At 44.5% G+C, this 19,264-nt stretch carries 10 protein-coding genes; 5 read left to right on the top strand and 5 right to left on the bottom strand.

Annotated elements, in window-relative coordinates:
• The first annotated feature begins 43 nt into the window (after nucleotides 1-43).
• On the top strand, nucleotides 44-550 hold the full coding sequence (locus ACX0G7_RS19665; protein ID WP_458925232.1) for a hypothetical protein: 507 nt from the start codon (nucleotides 44-46) through the stop codon (nucleotides 548-550).
• A gap of 169 nt (nucleotides 551-719) precedes the next feature.
• Here the strand turns inward: ACX0G7_RS19665 and ACX0G7_RS19660 are convergent, their stop codons facing one another.
• The 5 genes from ACX0G7_RS19660 to ACX0G7_RS19640 form a co-directional block, all read right to left on the bottom strand.
• Complete coding sequence (locus ACX0G7_RS19660) at nucleotides 720-3,179, bottom strand: caspase family protein (protein ID WP_458925231.1); 2,460 nt, start codon at nucleotides 3,177-3,179, stop codon at nucleotides 720-722.
• Nucleotides 3,180-3,251: 72 nt separating this feature from the next.
• Entirely contained in the window at nucleotides 3,252-4,112 is an 861-nt protein-coding gene (locus ACX0G7_RS19655) for a CHAT domain-containing protein (RefSeq protein WP_458925230.1), read from the bottom strand.
• A gap of 12 nt (nucleotides 4,113-4,124) precedes the next feature.
• Nucleotides 4,125-7,361, bottom strand: coding sequence for an nSTAND1 domain-containing NTPase (locus ACX0G7_RS19650; RefSeq protein WP_458925229.1), 3,237 nt, complete (start codon nucleotides 7,359-7,361; stop codon nucleotides 4,125-4,127).
• 17 nt (nucleotides 7,362-7,378) lie between these two features.
• A complete protein-coding gene (locus ACX0G7_RS19645; protein WP_458925228.1) occupies nucleotides 7,379-8,563 on the bottom strand; it encodes an SIR2 family protein in 1,185 nt (394 codons plus the stop codon).
• Between the two features lie 382 nt (nucleotides 8,564-8,945).
• The gene (locus ACX0G7_RS19640; RefSeq protein ID WP_458925227.1) at nucleotides 8,946-10,112 is read right to left on the bottom strand and encodes a substrate-binding domain-containing protein; all 1,167 of its coding nucleotides are present in this window, start codon (nucleotides 10,110-10,112) and stop codon (nucleotides 8,946-8,948) included.
• 192 nt (nucleotides 10,113-10,304) lie between these two features.
• Between ACX0G7_RS19640 and ACX0G7_RS19635 the strand changes: the two genes are divergently transcribed.
• From ACX0G7_RS19635 to ACX0G7_RS19620, 4 genes are all read left to right on the top strand, one after another.
• Complete coding sequence (locus tag ACX0G7_RS19635; protein WP_458925226.1) at nucleotides 10,305-13,334, top strand: SusC/RagA family TonB-linked outer membrane protein; 3,030 nt, start codon at nucleotides 10,305-10,307, stop codon at nucleotides 13,332-13,334.
• 32 nt (nucleotides 13,335-13,366) lie between these two features.
• Entirely contained in the window at nucleotides 13,367-14,857 is a 1,491-nt protein-coding gene (locus ACX0G7_RS19630; protein WP_458925225.1) for a RagB/SusD family nutrient uptake outer membrane protein, read from the top strand.
• Between the two features lie 82 nt (nucleotides 14,858-14,939).
• Nucleotides 14,940-16,628, top strand: coding sequence for an arylsulfatase (locus ACX0G7_RS19625; protein ID WP_458925224.1), 1,689 nt, complete (start codon nucleotides 14,940-14,942; stop codon nucleotides 16,626-16,628).
• The gene (locus ACX0G7_RS19620) at nucleotides 16,625-19,249 is read left to right on the top strand and encodes a glycoside hydrolase family protein (protein WP_458925223.1); all 2,625 of its coding nucleotides are present in this window, start codon (nucleotides 16,625-16,627) and stop codon (nucleotides 19,247-19,249) included. Before ACX0G7_RS19625 ends, ACX0G7_RS19620 begins: the two co-directional genes overlap by 4 nt.
• Nucleotides 19,250-19,264 lie beyond the last annotated feature (15 nt).

The raw sequence follows: 19,264 nt of genomic DNA, 5'->3' as shown, positions 1-19,264 counted from the left end.
TCAGTTATTTCATTTTCTAACTTCCCTAAAAAAAATCTTAGTTATGAAAAAAACAATTGTTACGCTGTTGCTTGTAATGACATCCGGCATTGTATTCGCACAACTGGCAAACTCCAAATGGAAAGGAACACTGCGGGGAGAAAATCCACAGGATGTAATATTTGATTTTCGGAAAGATACTGCAGTCGTTTATGCAGTGGAAGACAATTCTCATGTTGAAACCATGACCTATACGGTGAAAGACATGGTGCTCTCGTTGCTGAAAATCGAAGGCATCAGCGATTGCGATAACAGTTCCCCGGGTAAGTACAGGATCTCACTGGCCGGCGAAGTTTTATACCTCAAGATGGTAGAAGATAATTGTCCCGACCGGTACGAAGCGATCGATTCCATAAAATGGGTTAAATGGACAGACCGACCCGCAGCAAAAGCGAGTACTGGTTTTCTGCAAAAGGACACTAAGAGATACGAGTCGAACTCTCAGGCTCGATTTGAGATGTTTTCACAGAACAAACATCTTTATGCCATGAAAAAGGAAAATGACGAATGATAAAATCCTGTTCCCGGACAGGGAGCGAAGACGATCTGTTATTCAAATTTTTTTGGCTGATATTGTTATCGCGAACTCATTACTACCGTCTAAGATAACAACTAAGGAAACATGATATAGCACAGTAGCCAGGTTGAAAATTGTTGGCATTTTCTCCTGGCTACTCATTTTATCCGGACCTCCAATTTTCAAATGGTTCTTTTTTACTTGTATCCAAAAATGAGTTAGCCATCGAGACTAATTGACTTTCGGAAATACCAATCTTCCACGGTTCACCTTTGATCAATTCAATGTTGGGCTTCAGCCGGTAAAATGTATGGCCCGTTGACATACTATTGCTCGTTGACATACTATTGCTTGCTGACATATTATTGGTCGTTGACACAGTATTGCCCTTTGACATACTGTCGGAATTCCCATGCGCTTCAACAACTGCTCCTTTGTTCCATTGATCAACGAGGTCTTTATCAGTTAGTGGATCACCATAATTTCCTTTCTCTATAGTATCTATGCAGTCAAAATAAATGTTTAAAGCAAACTCTGCTGTGACAGGGTTTTGTAAAAGTGCCGCTAGTTCCTCACCCTCAATCTTGTTATATAACGGGTTCATAAATCTAAGGGTAACCAGTTTTGTGACCCAGCTCAGACCAGGCTTGTCCGTCATAGTTCGGATCCCCGAAACACCCCGTTTGTAATCCGGTGGCTCACCAGTTTCAGGGGGAGGAATTTCATCCAGGGCAAACGAAGATCCATCAAACTCATCCGTACTGAAAAGTATCTTCAGGTATTCTATATGCTGCGGCCAGTTATAAAGACGCACAGCATCAGGCAGCCGTTTTACCAGATTGCCACCGGCCAGTGGTAAACTCAAAGGAATGCCTGGTTCCAGCTTAAATACAGCGGGGTTAACCAGATCAAGGTTAGATCCAAACCAGGTCGACAAGTACGGAATACAGCCATAAAGGGGAACGTTCAACTTGTTGGTAATCGTTATGCTCAAAGCGGTTTGCCATTTCTTGTCTACAAGTTCGTATAGCAGTAATTGTTCGTCTTTGCTGCTGCCAGGCGACGCATACTTTCCCTGTTGAAGCTGGTGTATCAGAATATCAACTGAGTCAGATGTGATAGCCGGGGAAGTTAACTCATTGGACAGGTTTTTTATAAATTCCCATTTCGCGATCTGTAAAAGTTGATTCAGTATTAATTCCTTCGCATCAGCCCGGTTTAATAGAACCTGGCTGCAAACTGGTCGGTACTTTTCATTGGGTTTGGTTATATGAATAAATTTCTCCGGGGCCCGCACCACGTAGTCAGAAGCCTCTTCATCGTCTTCCAGGATAAACGAACTAACCGGATCCCGGGCGATCTGCATCATTATCTCTTTGCCAGCTACAATCAAATCAGCATTGTCCAAAAAAAGCTTTATCTTTTTTGAAAGTAGTTCTTCAACATATACGAGATAAACTTTTGTTTTATCAATCTCAGATTCAGGGCTTATTAATGTATAGTCAGTTTTTAATGATGTCGCCTTTGCTTTGCAAATCATCTCTTTTGATTCAATATCCAATAGCTGCAAGGAACTGATATTGCCGGTCAACCCATGGATAGCTCCGAGGTTCAGCAACCAGCCCGAATTTCTGTTAAAGACCACTTCGGCGAACTTCGATTTGCCCCCGGTTTTTCTATTCAGGAAGTTGGTGTATAAGCCACTTTCTGCGCCACCTGCGACATAAATTTTTGGTACCTGTTCATATATAACCCGCAGATATTGCCTTAACCGGCTTCTCAATGAATAATATGTGATGTTACCTTGAACCGAATTCAACACCTCAAGCAGGGCTTTTGTGAATACACCTTCCCCTGCAACTTCTACGGCCGATTGATTTGACTCACAAGCGGAAAGCTGTATATGAACACCTTCCGGAATTGCTTCATTCTCTCCCTTGTCCATTACATCATCCCTGCTGATCTCATGACTGAAAACGAAGTCATTCCATTGTCTTTGTGCAAATACATACGGGATTTTCTTTTCTATTGGAAGAACTGTTTCTAAGGCTTCGAAGCCAGCCCCCCGCGTGTTTTCGCCGGAATGACAACAGTCGGACACGGCAACGATATGTGGCCCACCCCGGTGGATCTTGTTTATTAGATATCTTAGTTCTTTATCGGCCAGCAAAGAGCCGCCTTGCATACCGGGATCAGGGGCGCAAACAAGGCATTCAAGTTTTTCATCATGTTCTGCCCGCCAAACCTTATCTGCATGTTCCTGTGCACCATGCCCGGAGAAATAAAGAAAAGCAACATCGCCAATTTTGGCTTTTGTAAGATGCGTTGAAATCGCATTGACCAGGCCGCGCTTTGTTGCATGTTCGTTCAGTAGAATCTGAGCGTGAACTTCAAAGTCTTTGAGTTGATCCAGATACATTTTGATCTTGAAGGCATCGTCTACGCATCCTTTGAGCGGAGGAAAATTGAGCATGCCACCCTCTGCCTCCAGGCCTTCATACCTGTTAATACCAACAATAACAGCAAATAACCCGGGTTTTCCTGGCAGCACATGTGCGGAGTCGTCAGAAGATGACCTTTGGCTTTCGGGATCAGCAGATTGCTCAACGTTTGTATGTTGCATGCCCGCCATGACGATTGAATATTACATCTGGATATACATACTGGTGAGTAAAAATAAGTTCCTGGTAATCTATCATGCTGTTGGTGAAAGCGTCATGTTCTGCCCGTCTTTCCATAATTCCAGGATCGCCGGTTGATCGGGAAACTCAGCCTGGACCAGCGTTTTTGCCTGTTGGAAAGTCTCATCAGGAGCCATTCCTTCGCTAAGCCCCCTGTAAAACTTCTGAGAAAACATTATCGCTTTAGGATCTGAGATAGCTGCATTCATGCCAATTACAAACAGTCCCTGCTCAGAAATCGCTTTCGCCTGTCCCGCAGCATAACAGGCATTCAACACAACACAATCCGCATACATATTCACGCCTTTAAAAACTTCCTTCAGAACGTCTTCACTTACCACGTGATATTTGTTTGCGCTTGTTGAAAAAACAAGGCTTTTGTCGGTGCCATGACCAGAGAAATGTATGATGGTCGGCCTGAACTTGTTTTTTTCTATCATAAAGCGCTCCAGCGTTGCCGCCATCAGGGGAAGCAGCAGCTCTATTGAGTCGCGTTTGCTGCCGCTCTCAATAGCCTCCTTTATCTTTTGAAATTCAAAATCCACCTGCAACGGTATTGCGCCGATTGGCGCAGAAGCGACATATAAGATGCTGGTTTTATTCCCTGGGCGCGCAACTCCTAAAAAGTCGCTGATTTTTTTTTGGATGGCTGGTGGTTCCCGTTCCAGGAAGTAGAACAGCGCATCCCATATTCTTGCGATGCCTGTTGTATATGTGTCATAGGTGATTACTCCCCTGAACCAGTCTGATAGCAGCGTATTGTAAGAAATGAGATTCAGCCTGTAGTGCTGGTTAGGCGGCTTAGTTAACTGGATAAGGTTCTGGAGATTTTCTCCGAGGTTCCTGTTTTGTAGAATATCGATAACATCGTCCATGATCCGGATGGTTTAGAGTGTTACTTGATAATCATCGAGGATTTTCTGCATCTGGTCCCCTGTTGGCAGGCTTTTATGTATCCAGGAGTAGGCAGACTCAAAATTTGCAAGGTTGATGATATCATATTTATTGTCAAAAATGCAAAGACGGTTATTGAGCACATAGTAAAAGACATTTCCATTCCGCGAAAATTGAAATAAATCGTTTGCCGTGATCTGGAGACGTGTTTTTACCCGCAAATCAGCGTCAAGCAGGTAAAGAAAATTGTCCGTCGTCTGAACCAGCATTGCATTTCTCTTATCGTTATACTGGAATGAGCTGATCTCTTTCTGCAGGGAAATCCGGGTTGCCTGCGAGGATCTTAGATGGTATCTCAGCATTTCCATATCTGGTTTTTTTGAACCAGCAGAGTCAATCCGGCCTATCAAGTAAACAGTTTCGTTGTCAGCATCAAAACCGATGACTGAAGCTTTTGGGATAACGTACACTATTGATCCGGTGTTCAGATCAACAAAAAAAGCAGAGTCAGCGGTTCTCGCCATGGCCATCGTTTGTTGATTGTTAACCATCACGTGTTCAATCCTGTTATGAACCCAATAGCTGCGTTCGGTATACCTCTGGCCTTCTGCATAATTTCGTATGACAAGGTTTCCTTTTCGTATATAAACCGCCGAGCCATTGGGAGTAAATTCTCCGAAGTATACATCGCTGATGGAATCCTTCAATAATCCGTTTTCATCACGAACTTCAATGAATGGACGAACAACAGACTTCCACTGGCCTATCATGATATGTTTTCCATCTCTTGAAAGGCTTGTCGTCATTTCTGTATTTAGATATTTCAATTCTTTGTCCGCTGACCAGATGCCAACTTTTTCTGTCGACCCCTCCGCGTTTTTTTCCACCAGTGGAATGAGGAGGTTCCCGGTGAAAGTAATCCTCACCCTTTTTAAATCAGATGACAAATCCGGAAGGCTGCCGTATCCAATAGGGTCAAAAAGACTTCGCCCTTTTCCTAATGGAACCGAAACCAGGGTCTGCTCTTTGTCCATGTCGTAAATAATAAATGAGTCACCTTTTGAGGTGGTTTCAGATAGATCCTTGTATACCACTATAACCAGGTGAGTTTTATTCAGGAAATACGCATAAGAAGCTTTTTTGAAATTCATAAAGTATGTACTCCGTATGCCCATAGCCGTGATATTGCCAATATCATTAACCACCACATATTTTCCATCAAAGCTGAGGTCGACATCCTGGGGCCGCAACTGTGTATTGGTGAGCATCCGGTCATGAATGCTCAGCCTCGCCTGGATATCGGGCGAATGAATTAAATCGGATAACTTCTTCTCGATTTTCGCATTGGCAGCATCATCGTTCCATGCCTTTTTATAGAGATAATTTGTCAGGGCTACAGCATGGTATTTGTTTTTGATAGAATCCACATTAAATCCAATGTAAACCAGTCCCTGGTAGCGGTTTGACAATCGCCAGAGATAGACTGCAGTCGATGCCAGAATCAAAATCACCCCCGCAGCAACAGCAAATGTCAACCAATACTTTTTGACCCGTTCATTCAAAGTATGCTGATGCGCACTTTTGGAAAGTTGTTGAACAACCGGGCGGAAGGCATCTTTGAGAATGAGCCGGTTATCCTTATGTTGGTCCGAAGCAGAGTAATCTACTTTCGTTAATAAATCGCAGTTCTTTAACAGCGCGAATTCTATAGGGTTATCATTCTGGGTTAGCCCGGTCTCCACCCGCTCAGCGTCGGATAGGTCATAGATGATTTCTTTTAGTCGCTGATCGTCTTTGCTTTGAAAACGATTAAGTACCGTTGCAACATATGATTGTATTTTGGTTTCAAGTCTCCCTATTATGTTAGCCGCAATCATTATTGGCTGAACAAGGGAGTCATGCGAAATTTCGAAACTTTTTCCGTTCACCGAATTGGTTTCAACCCTGATTATTTTTTTATCGACGAGCGTTGCCAGCGTCTGTTTGCAGATCCCTATTTCCTGGACAAACACGTAGTCGAGGGATATCCTGTTCTTCGAGATCGGGTCAATTAATTTCTTTTCTATAAAATATCTCGCTGCAAGTCTCTCACCGACCTCTTTAATCGAATTGATGGTATCTGAATAATAGTTTTGAATAAACTCGCTAAGAAAATTTTCCTTATTATTAATTCCGCCGTATTGGAATATCACATCTTCATTAAGCTCAAACTCCCCGGACACCTTTTGGTCGGCGGCGAATTTAATAGCTACTTCTTCGAGCTTGCTGCAAATTATCTGCATTTCGAAGGTCTCGACTTTCCTTATTTCATCTTTTGTATAGGAGAGAAAATCGATAATTTTTTGCAGAAGTCCTGGCTCGATGGTGAAGGGCGGGCAGAGGTCTTTTTTCTCAAGTTTCGCAGGTTCGATAATGGCTTCCCTCACTTGTGGAAGTTGCATCCTGCGAAGCTTGTAAGTATTATTCAGGAAATTCGGAAGATAGCCTTTGAGGTAGGTCAGGTAGGTGAAACGATCAGAACGGATAGAAAAAACCATCTTGACGGGCAAATCCTTATTCAGGATTGCAAATTCCTCTTTATGATTGGCGTCAATTGTCTGGCATTGTGTTAGAATCGATTGTTGTGCGTCCTCCGGGATACGGTTTTGAATCACATCGAATAGTTCCTTTCCAAAATCCTGCACCTGCTCCCTTGGGTAGGTAAACAATTCTTCAAACTGGTCAAAGACCAGGATGTAAAGCTTATCAATCGCTATTTCAAAGGCTCCATTAACAGTGGTCTGTGAAAGCCCGGGATCAGGCATGGTATCGGCATGCATGGGCAAACCAACCTTCTCCGTTTCCATACTATCGGCATGCAATTTTTTTAAGAGACTCCAGGCTGATACATGATTTTCGGGAAGGATGCCTTCCAGGTACGATCCTTTGGATAATTGGTATATCTGTAATGTTTTAAGAAGGGTATCCTTCGGAGTTATCCCCCGGGATTTGTCATAATTGTAAAGGCGGATTTTGATGATCTCTGCATTGGAGATCGCCACGATATTTGGTATGATACCAGCATTGATCAAAGAGGATTTACCATATCCTGACTTACCCTGGAGTACCGTTGTTCTGTTATTCAATATCAGGGTGGTCAGGAACTCCGTTTCATTTTTCCTCCCAAAAAACATCTCGTGGTCCTCATATAGGAATGGCCTGGGACCTGGATATCGTCTAAGATTTGACATATCATTCCATTTAGAATTTATTCATCAGGCTGCAATTCTCCCAGGAGTTTTTCGATAATGGTAAGCAGCGCCTGTACTACCCCGATAGCTTCGGTAACAAAAATATCCTGTGTCATCACTTTTGAGTTAACCTTCGCCTGCAGTGTGTTGTAATATATGGTTTGACCTATAAATTCTGTTTTCGCTTCGCCCTGGTAGCCAAGTTTTCGATAGCCCTTGAAAAAGCTCTCAAGACTTTGATCTACGGGCTGATGGAGAGATTCATCCCGCCAGGTCTTGAAAAATTCAATCTGTTCAACGGTAAGACTTGCAGGTTGCGCAGTATGATTTAAACGCTGCCGCGGTTTGGCCTTCAGCTTGTTGACTAAACATTCGGTACTTGTCTGCCGGAATGGAATAAAGCGGAGAGGATATTTGTTCAGGTCGTCAATCGAATCCATGTTTTCAAGCCTCCTTGTATCGTCAAGACAAACGAAGCCATTTATGCTGCCCCTGGACCTGTTGTTGCTGATAAACTGATTTAACTTCCGTATGAGTATGGGAATATACCATTTACTCATGTCAAAACCGAGGAATAGAAATGCATTAGCCTTACCAATTATGTCTTTCAGACGAAGTGGTATCTGGGCGTCTGCATTGATCAGGTTTAGCAGGAAATCATACAACGAATCATAATCAACAATAAGAGAATTGAGGTCCCTCCGATCACCAAATATGTTATAGATCAGAGGTTTTTTGGAATATTCTTCCTCGGCAGTTGCGTGCTGGTTTATGTTTCCCTTCCTGTTGAAATATTGGAAATTATAGGTGTCATCGACCGCATTCGCATCGTGAAGAAACAGGTCAAATGAAAATGATATGATAGACTGAAAGCCTATTTTTACCAGGCTGTCATAAATTGTACTGCGGTTCGTGTCTTTGAAATATTCACTGATCCCTGCCATGATATGGGCATTGTCTGAACCGTCAGACTTTTTCGATACGCATAGATTATCAAACTCATCATCCAGTTTTATATCATAGCGTTCAGTGAGAAATGCCTTCAGCTCGGTATGCACCCGGTTTCCTTTGTCGTCGCGGCCAAACAGCGGCCCCAACAGTAAAACGCAGGCATCGTTGGAGATAAAAGAGTTGAGAAGGTCCAGGTTGGCATTCTCCGGGGACTGAATTGTTTTAATTGGTACTTCTTGTAATAAGCTCATAAAACAAGGTTTAAGGTATGCTCTGACATACAAGGCTAAATCCATAAAGGCCGGTACGGATAATGTGAAAAGCGCGTGTATATGATTAATTCCAGGTGCGGGAGAGTTCCAGACTTTTACTGATCTTAAGTTGAATTACCAGGCTTGAATTTGTCAGAGGGAACAGCAAATAATGAAGGGCATCAGCGTATATTGAAGTTAAACCGATTTGTTGTAACCCCAAAGGGTGTTTCTACTTTTTTTAAAGCATGCAACGCCCGCCCTGACTATGGGCCCCACTCATAAATGAGACGTAATAATCACCATAACAGTAACAGTCGGGTCAGAACGACAACTCATCACGGGAGGGGCCATGATACCAGGCATCAATACAGATTTTCACTCACCCGTTTCTCAGCGTTGAACCCCGGATAATAATGTTACCCTTGATGATCTTTGTTTTTGGTTTGAAGTTTTCGCCGCTGAGGATCTGGTCGAAAAACAGCTGTGCCGCCGTTTCGCCCACCTGCAGGGTATTGGAATTATAAGTGGTCAGTCCGGGTTCAATCACTTCTCCCATCGGATCATTTCCAAAACCGGCTACGCAGATCTCCGAAGGAACGGGTATCCGCAGCTGTTTCAGATACCGCAAAGCGTGGATCGCGCATTTATCCGAGATAGAAAATATTGCATCCGGCCGCTCGGGCATGCTCAGCCAACGATCCACGTTGGTAATGACCGACTGTTGGGTAAAATCAGTATAAACGACCAGCTTATCATCGAACCGCAGGCCATGTTTCTTCAGGCTTTTCTGGTAGCCATACAACCGCTTGACGGTGATTCCCAGGTGGGGCGGTCCAATGATCAGGGCAATCCTTTTGCAACCCTGAGCCACAAGATGATCAGTCATTTCCTCCGCACCCTTCACATCTTCCGCCATAACCTTCGATGTCTCCGTTTCCATACATACCCGGTGGAAATGCACAATGGGAATTCCCTTATTCATATGCACCTTGATGTGTTCATAAGAAGATGTTTCCAGGGAATGGCAGATCAGCAGACCATCGATCCAGTTGCGCATCAATGCCTGGATATTATCCACCTCGGTATTATGGGATTCGTTCGACTGGCAGATCATCACCTTATAACCATACCTGTTCGCGACATGCTGAATGCCTGATAGCATGATCGAAAAAAAAGTTGTCTCCAGGTTCGGGATGATCACACCGATAATATTGGTCTGCTTTTTTGCAAAGCTCTGCGCAAATAAATTGGGCTGGTAATCCATCTTTACCGCCAGTGCCTTGATCGCTTCCTTGGTTTCAAAACTGATATCTGCATGGTTACGCAGAGCCCGGGAAACAGTGGAGTTTGATACTCCGATTGCCTTCGCTATATCTATAATAGTCGTCTGGTGAACTATCTGTCGCCCCGATGGTTTTTTGCCCTCGTGATGCAGGGTAAAATGGTAGTTACATTCCTTACAATAAAACCGCTGCTTACCCCTTACAAATCCCGACCTTAGCACAGTTTCAGCCTTTTCACACTTATTGCATTTTACTCTTGGCATATGGCAAAACAGGGGGATTGTAACAAAAAAATATTAGCTATCACAAACGTTTGTGCAAACGAAACCGATAGATAAATACAAGATACGGAATCTTCGGAAGATACGTTGGATTAAAAGAATTGATAGTTTTATAGCGGGTTCATGAAGAGATTCATGATAACCAACGATTGTAAAACCTCAAACGACCGCTATATGATGAAACGCGTCTTTCAGATCGCTTTATGGATGCTTGCGCTATGCGCTCCAGGTATCCTCTCCGCCCAGGTGCAGCCAACAGTAATCAAGGGCAAGGTAACAACCGCCACGGGTGCTCCCATAGAAGCCGCCAGTGTTGTTAACAAAACAACCACTAAGGGAACTGCCACCAACGCTGCCGGTGAATTCAGTATTACTGCTTCTCCCGGCGATGAACTAACGGTTACTGCAACCGGTCACAACCCATTCGAAATCAAGTTAAAGGATGAAACCTTTATTGAGGCGAACCTTAAGCCTTTGGACGGCTCGCTCGGTGAAGTTGTGGTTGTGGGTTATGGTACCCAGCGCCGCCGGGAAACCACCGGTGCAATTGCTTCAATCAAAGCCACAGAACTTACACAAACGCCGATAGCGAATGTCGCACAGGGTCTTCAGGCCCGGGTTTCCGGTGTGCAGATCAACCAGAACTCCGGTGCGCCCGGTGGTAATGTAAGCGTTCGCATACGGGGTACCAATTCCATCACCGGTACTTCTGAACCATTGTATGTTGTTGATGGAATCCAGATCTCGAACGGCGGTGGAATCACAGATGTGAGCCCCCTTTCTACCATCAATCCAAACGATATAGAATCTGTAGAGGTCCTGAAAGATGCATCTGCTTCCGCGATCTATGGTGCCCGTGCCGCGAATGGTGTGGTACTGATTACCACCAAGCGTGGTAAAAGTGGTGCAACCAGGGTTACCTTCGACAGCTATTTCGGAGTGCAGAAAGTCAGCAAAACACTGCCCGTATTGAATGCTGCTGATTTTGCAACGCTTGATAATGAAGTCTTCCGCAACAATTTCTATCCCGATCCCAAATCTCTTGGCGAAGGCGTTAACTGGCAGGACCTGATTTTCCAGGAAGCTCCGATGATGAATCACCAGCTCTCCATTACCGGTGGCAATGAAAAAACGCAGCTTGCTCTCTCATTAAACTATTTTGACCAGGATGGTATCATCATCAAATCAAATTTCAAAAGATACTCCGTTCGCCTCAACCTTGATCATCGCCTGAGTAGCAAGATCAAAATAGGGACAAGCATACTCGGATCCAATTCAATCAACTCCGGAATTCTAACCGGTTCGCAAAGCCAGGGTGATGGTCCCGCAGTTACAGGCAGTGTATTAGGTGCGGCAATCGGTGCACCTCCTACACTTCAGCCATACAAAGCCGACGGTACATTATTTCCTTTTGGTGAACAGGCAAACGGGCAATACCGCGAAGTAACTAATCCACTCGGCCTTGCAGAGATCCTGAATCGTACAACAATATTCAGAACCCTCGCTAATCTTTATGGGGAATGGGCAATTGTAAAAGGACTTACCTATCGCGCATCATTTAACGCAGATATACAAAACAGTCTGAACGATCAATACTCTCCGCGTTATATTATCAGTAGAACTGATCTGAATGATAACTCAGGAACAGGTGCCAAAAACAGTTCGTACGGTAATAACCTGCTGCACGAATCTATACTTACATATACCAGTGATTTTTCAGAGGATCATAGTTTGAAGTTTACCGGTGTGTATGCTTTCCAGAAAGAACAATTCAAGTTCAATAATATCTCGGCTTCAGGTTTTCCAAATGATGCCACTCAAAATGAAGCGGTACAGCTTGCATTAAACCGCACCGTGAACAGCGGCCGGAACAAACAGGAGCTTGAGTCATTTATGGGTCGTATCAACTATGGCTTCAAAGGCAAATACCTTGTTGATTTCACCGCGCGTTATGATGGATCCAGCAAGTTTGGAGCAAATCACAAACGTGGATTTTTTCCGGCCGTTTCAGCAGCCTGGAGAATCATCGATGAATCATTTATGGAAAGCCTGCCCTTTGTGACTGATCTGAAACTCCGCGCGAGCTATGGTATCACAGGTAATGCAGGTGGTATTTCTCCTTACCAGTCTTTAAGCACTGTGGCTTCAACCGGTAGCAACTACCAGTTCAATCATATTTATGCAACCGGCATCAATCCCACCGGTATTGCAAACCCGGACCTGAGATGGGAAAGATCACCGCAGATCAATGTGGGCCTCGACCTTGGCTTTTTCAATAATCATTTGAATATCGTGGTGGATGCTTACAAGAAAACAACTGAAGATCTTCTCTATATCAAAACCTTACCACTTTCATCCGGTTACACCAGTATCACCGGCAACTTCGCTTCACTTGAAAACAAGGGTATTGAGTTTGCTGTAAACGCCCTGATCCTGGATGGCGATTTCAAATGGAACGTTGCCGGCAATATGACCATCAACCGGAACAAAGTATTGGATCTTGATGGCGGTGTTACCCAGGAAAGATTTGTAACTAATTATACGATCTTAAAAGTTGGTCAGCCGCTGGGTATGTTCAAGACCTTCCAGTTCGAAGGAATCAACCAGACCGGCCAGGCAATTTTGCCGGGTTATGATGGACGCCTTGGTGGTCACCGCGTTTCAGACATTAATGGTGATAAGGTTATTTCTTCTGCCGATCAGCTGATCACCGGCAACCCAAATCCGGATTTCATTTTTGGATTCACAACTACGCTGTCTTATAAACGATTCGATTTTTCCGCTTTTCTTTCAGGATCCCAGGGTAATGATATCTATAACCTGAGTCGTCTTGCTTTTGAGAACCCGCTGGGACTTCGTAACCAGTTCGGAGGAATGGTTAATCGCTGGACGCCAACAAATCCAAGTAATCAATACGCAAGTGCAGCACAGGGTGGCCGGTTACCTTTAAGTGATGTGTTCCTGGAAGATGGATCATACGTACGTTGCAAAAACATAACCCTTGGTTATCGTTTCCCACCAATCAAAGGAGTTAATAATATCCGTATTTACGTCAGTGCAAATAACCTGTTTACGATTACAAACTATAGTGGCTTCGATCCCGAAGTGAACACTTTTGCCGGTTCAAATACACAGATCGGTATTGATAACCTGGTTTATCCACAGGCACGTTCAATTCTTGGCGGAATCCAGGTAACGTTCTAATGCTGTTTTGTAATCTTCAAAAAACAAAAACAATGAAATCTTTAAAATTCCCCATACTCATCGCGGCTTCGTCACTGGCCTTTTACTCCTGTTCAAAACTCGACGAAACCATCTACTCATCGATATACACAGAAGCTTTCTATAAAACGGCATCCGATGCAGAAAAAGGTCTGATTGCAGCTTATGGGCCCCTGGGTGATATGGCCAACGGTCCTGCGCTCACTGTACTGTCCGACTTCAGTAATGATCAGACTTACCCCCGCCCGGTGGTTGGAAGAAATACACTGACCTTGTTTACCTACGATGCAAACTATACTGTTCAGAAATCAAATGGACGGGTATTTGAATCTCCCCAGCAAGTGTGGTCTTCTTGTTATGACGGCATAGAAAAATCCAATTGGATCATTGAAAAGGTGCCTGACGCTACTATGGATGAGACACGAAAAAAACAAATCATAGGCGAAGCATATTTTCTCCGCGCGTTTTATCACTGGACACTCACCAAAAACTTTGGAGATGTACCAGTAAAAATAAAAGCGAGCGTAACAGAAGCCGAGGCTTATGTCGCCAAGAGTCCGAAAGCCGAAGTCTATAAACAAATTTATGCTGACCTCGATCTCGCCCTTGCTGCAGGTCTGGTTTCATACCCCACAGTTGAAAAGGGACGTCCTTCCAAAGAAGCAGTGAATGCTTTATACGCCAAGGCGGCATTATACAATGAAGATTGGGCAAGAGCATTATCGAAAGCGCGGGAAGTGATCACATCAGGCAAGTACCTGTTGATGCCGGATGTACGGGACGTATATCGTTATGACAAGGAAGATATCGCGAGGGTGGAAAATATCTGGGCGTTTGAGGCGGAGAGTTATACTCCAGGACGCCAGCACCAGCTGATGAGCCTTATGGGTCCGGTCGGTAGCGCCGCGCCTGACTATGGTAAAACAACTTTTGGATCAATGTTCGCTTACCAGTCATTTTTTGATTCGTTTAATCCTATTGATAAACGCCGCCAGTTGCTTGATACTAATTACACAACACGCACAGGTGCCATTATAGCGCAGAAAGATATTACGCCTATTACTACGAGAGGTGTACTGATAAAGAAATACCAGGATGCAAATTCTGTTGGGGGCGCAACGTCTGTGAATATACCATTGCTTCGCCTTGCCGACATATACCTGATTGCTGCAGAAGCTGAAGCCAGGTTGAACGGTGGCAGCAGCGCCGCGTACGGATTCATTAATACGGTGAGAACCCGTGCAGGTCTTTCTGACTTAGCTTCAGGTTTAAGCAAAGATGCCTTTATCGATGCAGTGTTGCAGGAGCGTTCATGGGAGTTGTTTGCTGAAGGAGATCGCTGGTATGATCTTACCCGGACAAATAAATTCCTTACCGAAATTCCAAAAGCGGTGAATAATGTTTTCCCAACACGTACACCACAGGCAAAACACAGATATTTCCCAATCCCGCAGGATGAGCTTAACGCAAATGACCTTTTGGAACAAAACCCCGACTGGAAATAAGCGTAATGGAGTGAAGAGTGGTGAGTTATGAGTGATGAGTAGTTGCGAGTAGTTGTTTCGATTTTTGGAAGAAACCTTAATGATGAAAGTTACCTCGAAGACGATAAGGCAACGGATGAAGATTAAGGGAGATGGAATAGCGATGATTGGTATAGCTGGCTGCGTGTGCATGCCTGTGATCATTATGCTGATGATGCTATCGAAAGAGAGCCGGGGGCAAACGAACAGCCGGCAGATTGAAAATGACAAGAAGGACACCAGGCCAAACATTATTCTGATTGTTGCTGACGATATGGGGTTTTCAGACCTTGGAATGATGGGGTCGGAGATAAACACACCAAACATCGATCAGCTTGCTGCCGGGGGATTAGTAATCACACAATTCTATAATGCAGGTCGTTGCTGTCCATCACGTGCGTCTTTGCTTACCGGGTTGTATTCACATAAGGCTGGTATCGGTGATATGACACAAAACCGCGGTTACCCGGCTTACCAGGGATATTTGAATAATAACTGTGTTACGTTGGCAGAAGTGTTGGGACAGGCAGGATATACAACTGCCATGACAGGTAAATGGCATGTAGGGGAGGAAAAGCCATACTGGCCACAACTCCGGGGCTTCAACAATTTTTATGGGTTGCCGCAGGGAGGTGGTGCCTACTTTTATCCCTTCCTCGTCAAAAGAGAGCTCTGGTTAAATGATAAGGCAATTACACCACCCGAAAATTTTTATTCAACAGAGGACTTCAACAATTATGCAGCAAATTTTATAGAGGATCAGCAGCATTCGAACAAACCATTTTTCTTATATCTCGCCCATATTGCACCTCATTTTCCGCTACAGGCAAAAGCAGAAGATATCGCAAAATACAGGGGCCGCTATAAAGAAGGATTCCAGGTGAACAGGAATAAACGGTGGATCCGACAACAAAAACTAGGGTTGTTTAAGAGAAATACAAATCAGGGAGTAGCAGATTCATTGGTGGAAGACTGGAACAGTTTAACAGCTGCACAACGTGATACATTCGACTTGAAAATGGCGACTTATGCGGCGCAGATCGAATCAATGGACAGGGGTATTGGTACTATTATCGCGAAGCTGAAAGAAACAAGTCAATTGAACAATACACTCATTTTGTTTTTTTCTGACAATGGTGGTGAAGCCGATAAAGCTTACCCGGTGCCGGGTGCTACAGGCCCGATAGGCTCTGCCAAAAGCTGGGTTTCCTATGGCCCATCCTGGGCATATGTAAGTAATACGCCATTTAGAAAATACAAAAAGTATGTGCAGGAAGGTGGGATCCGAACGCCGTTGATCGTTCACTATCCGGCAATGATCAAAAAAGCCAGGATTGAGAAAGAAGATGTTGGTCATGTTATCGATATCATGCCGACACTGTTGGATGTGGCCGGGGCGAAATACCCAAAGTCATACAAGGAAAATAAAATCATCCCTGTCCAGGGTTCCAGTCTCTTGCCAATTTTTACAAAAACGGAGCCTGGCAAACAAACCGAAAGCAAGGTATTGGACCGCACGCTGTTCTGGGAGCATGAGGGGAACCGGGCAGTACGCGACGGACATTGGAAGCTGGTTTCGACTTACCCGGCTGATAACTGGGAACTCTATGATCTGAAAAATGATCCTACTGAATTAAATGACCTGGCGAACACTCAGCCGGAACGCGCAAAACAATTGTTGAGTTTGTATGATAGCTGGGCAGATGAGAACAACGTGTTGCCATGGGATAAAATCATTAACAGAAAAAAATGAATGTACCGATGATCAGTATACCTACTATTAAGAAAAAGTATCGTGCGATTTTACTGCTTTGTTTGTGCCCACATCTTTTCTTCTGCGTAACATCAGTTGCACAAGGCAAAGCAGGTTTAAGCCTTGCCAACGAACATATCCGCATTTCATGGCAGAAAGGTGCTAAAGGATGGCAGATCAGCCAGCTTTCAGTGCGCAAGGGTCAGCAATGGATAGCCGCGGCGAACCCGACGGGAGAAAACACCTTGTTGTACTCAGCTGATATGCCGGCAAAAACCCCGGATACAATATTTCAAACAATCACCGGCGTCAATTTCCCTGAACCAATATACAGGTACCAGGTCAGGCAATGGGCTGAAAGTACCAATCCAATTTCGCTGAATACCGCGGGTAAAGCCTATCATTTCTTTCCTGCCGAAGCAACAAAGTCCGGTGAGAATAGGATTCAGTTCAAACACAATACAGACGTGGGCGTAGTGACAACGGAATGGAGCATAGATCCTGCTTTTCCAACGGATATCATTGTTAAACAAACACTCGCTGTCAAAACCCCTGGTTATTTTTCATTGGCCAGTCCAACACTTGCACCGGTAAGTGAAAGCAATCTCTCGTGGGCCACCGTTCCCGGTTATTTCCAGGGCAATAAAATGCAAAAAAACATTCCACTTGCTTATGCTTACGGGCATGGTATACCAACGCTACCTGTTATTTACCGGGAGCGATCTGCAAGTACTTTGTGTCCAATCATCAGTTCAAAAAACGGCATTACCTTTTCAGTGATACCTGAGCCGGGACTGGCACGTGACCCATGGGCAAAAGACACCAACACCCATGCAAACTGGTTCCTGGGTTTGTCACACAAAAACCGTAGGTCCGAATTAACGCCAACCATCTACTATCCTGTATTGGGTGAGCCCAAATCTTCTTTAAAAGCAGGGGAGGAGATCTCGTACACTTTCAGGTACAGTCTTAGCAGCGGCGATTGGTATAAAGCGCTTACTCACGCTGTGTATGATATTTACAAGTTTAAGGAATCGGTAAACATGCGACAGAACAGGCAGTCGCTTACTGCCCGAATTGAGGAGATGCATCGTTATCTTACCGATCCGGTTACTTCTATGTGGAACGTGGAAGATTACATGAACCTGAAGATTGGTGCGCAATCTTATCTCGGCGGTGTTGTAGGGTCCGATAAAGACGCTATGAAAAACTCAGACTATGGTGCAATGTGGATGCTGGCCTATGCCACGCAGGATAGTCTTTTAACGCGCAATCGGCTTCCATATGCACTCAATTTTAAATTAACACAACAGCAAACCGAGGAGGGATTTTTCAAAGGCGCTGCAGTGGGTCAATATTACCTGGCTAAAAAGAAAAAATTTGTGGAAGAATGGGGTGAGGTGGTGGAACCTATCGGGCTCACCTATTACACCATGCTGGATGTCGGTAACATGTTGTTATTTGAACCGGCCAACACGGTCTTAAAGGAGCGGTTGCGAATAGGTGCAGAATCTTTACTCAAGTGGCAAAAGCCTGATGGCAGCTGGGCCGTGGCTTATGACAGGCATACGGAGCAGGAGATCTATAAAGATATAAAGGACCTTCGTCCCACATTTTATGGACTCATCGTTGCTTATCGGATACTTAAAGACGAAAAATATCTGGCTGCAGCAAAAAAAGGTGCGGACTGGCTGATCAAAGAAGCGGTTAACACGGGAAGTTACCTGGGTGTTTGTGGTGATGCAAGATATGCGCCCGATTTCGCAACAGGTCAGTCTGCCCAGGCTTTCCTTGATCTTTTTGATATCACGAAGAACCAATCCTATAAAGATGCGGCTATAAAAACAGCCAGGGTGTACACTGCTTCCGTTTATACACACCCGGTGGCAAGTCGTCAAAAGAAAATGGTCAACGGCATTGAGCGGGAAGACTGGGAGATTACACAGTCAGGCCTGAGCTTCGAACATGGCGGCATATTTGGTTCGTCCAATGGAAACGGACCGATCACCCTCGCCAGTCATGCAGGTTTATTTGTCCGCATGTACCAGATCACAAAAGATACCCTGTTCCTTGACATGGCGCGTTCGGCAGCGATCGGCCGTGAGGGTTTTAATGATCCGGCAACAAGTGTTGCTTCTTATTACTGGCGGGCAATGAATAAGGGTGCAGGGCCTTATCCACACCATGCCTGGTGGCAGATCGGCTGGATCACGGATTACCTGTTATCCGAAGCGAATATGCGATCCGGCGGCCAGGTGACTTTTCCAAAAGGTTTTGTTACCCCAAAGGTTGGACCTCACCAGACTTACGGATTTGAAAACGGGAAGATCTTTGGCGATGTAGTTAAGTTAACTACCACGGAGGGTGTCGTTACCTGTGATAAACCACAGGTTGAATACCTGGTTGGTAAATCACCGGATAACAAAAAGATGTATTTGGTATTGATGAACAATAGCTCTTCACCAACTACAGGCTCATTAAGCTGGGGCGAAAAAGCGAAGTCATTTAAGACCATTGTCATGAAAGATCACACAGGAAAGAACCTTTCAAATGCAAACGCAAATACCAATACAGAAATTCATGTTGAACCATTTGGCTTGAAAGTGCTGGTGCTGGAATAGTAACAAATAAAATAA

The organism is Flavitalea antarctica (assembly GCF_054461535.1).
The sequence above is the reverse complement of the archived record's forward strand: the minus strand, read 5'-3'. Positions and strand labels throughout refer to the sequence as shown.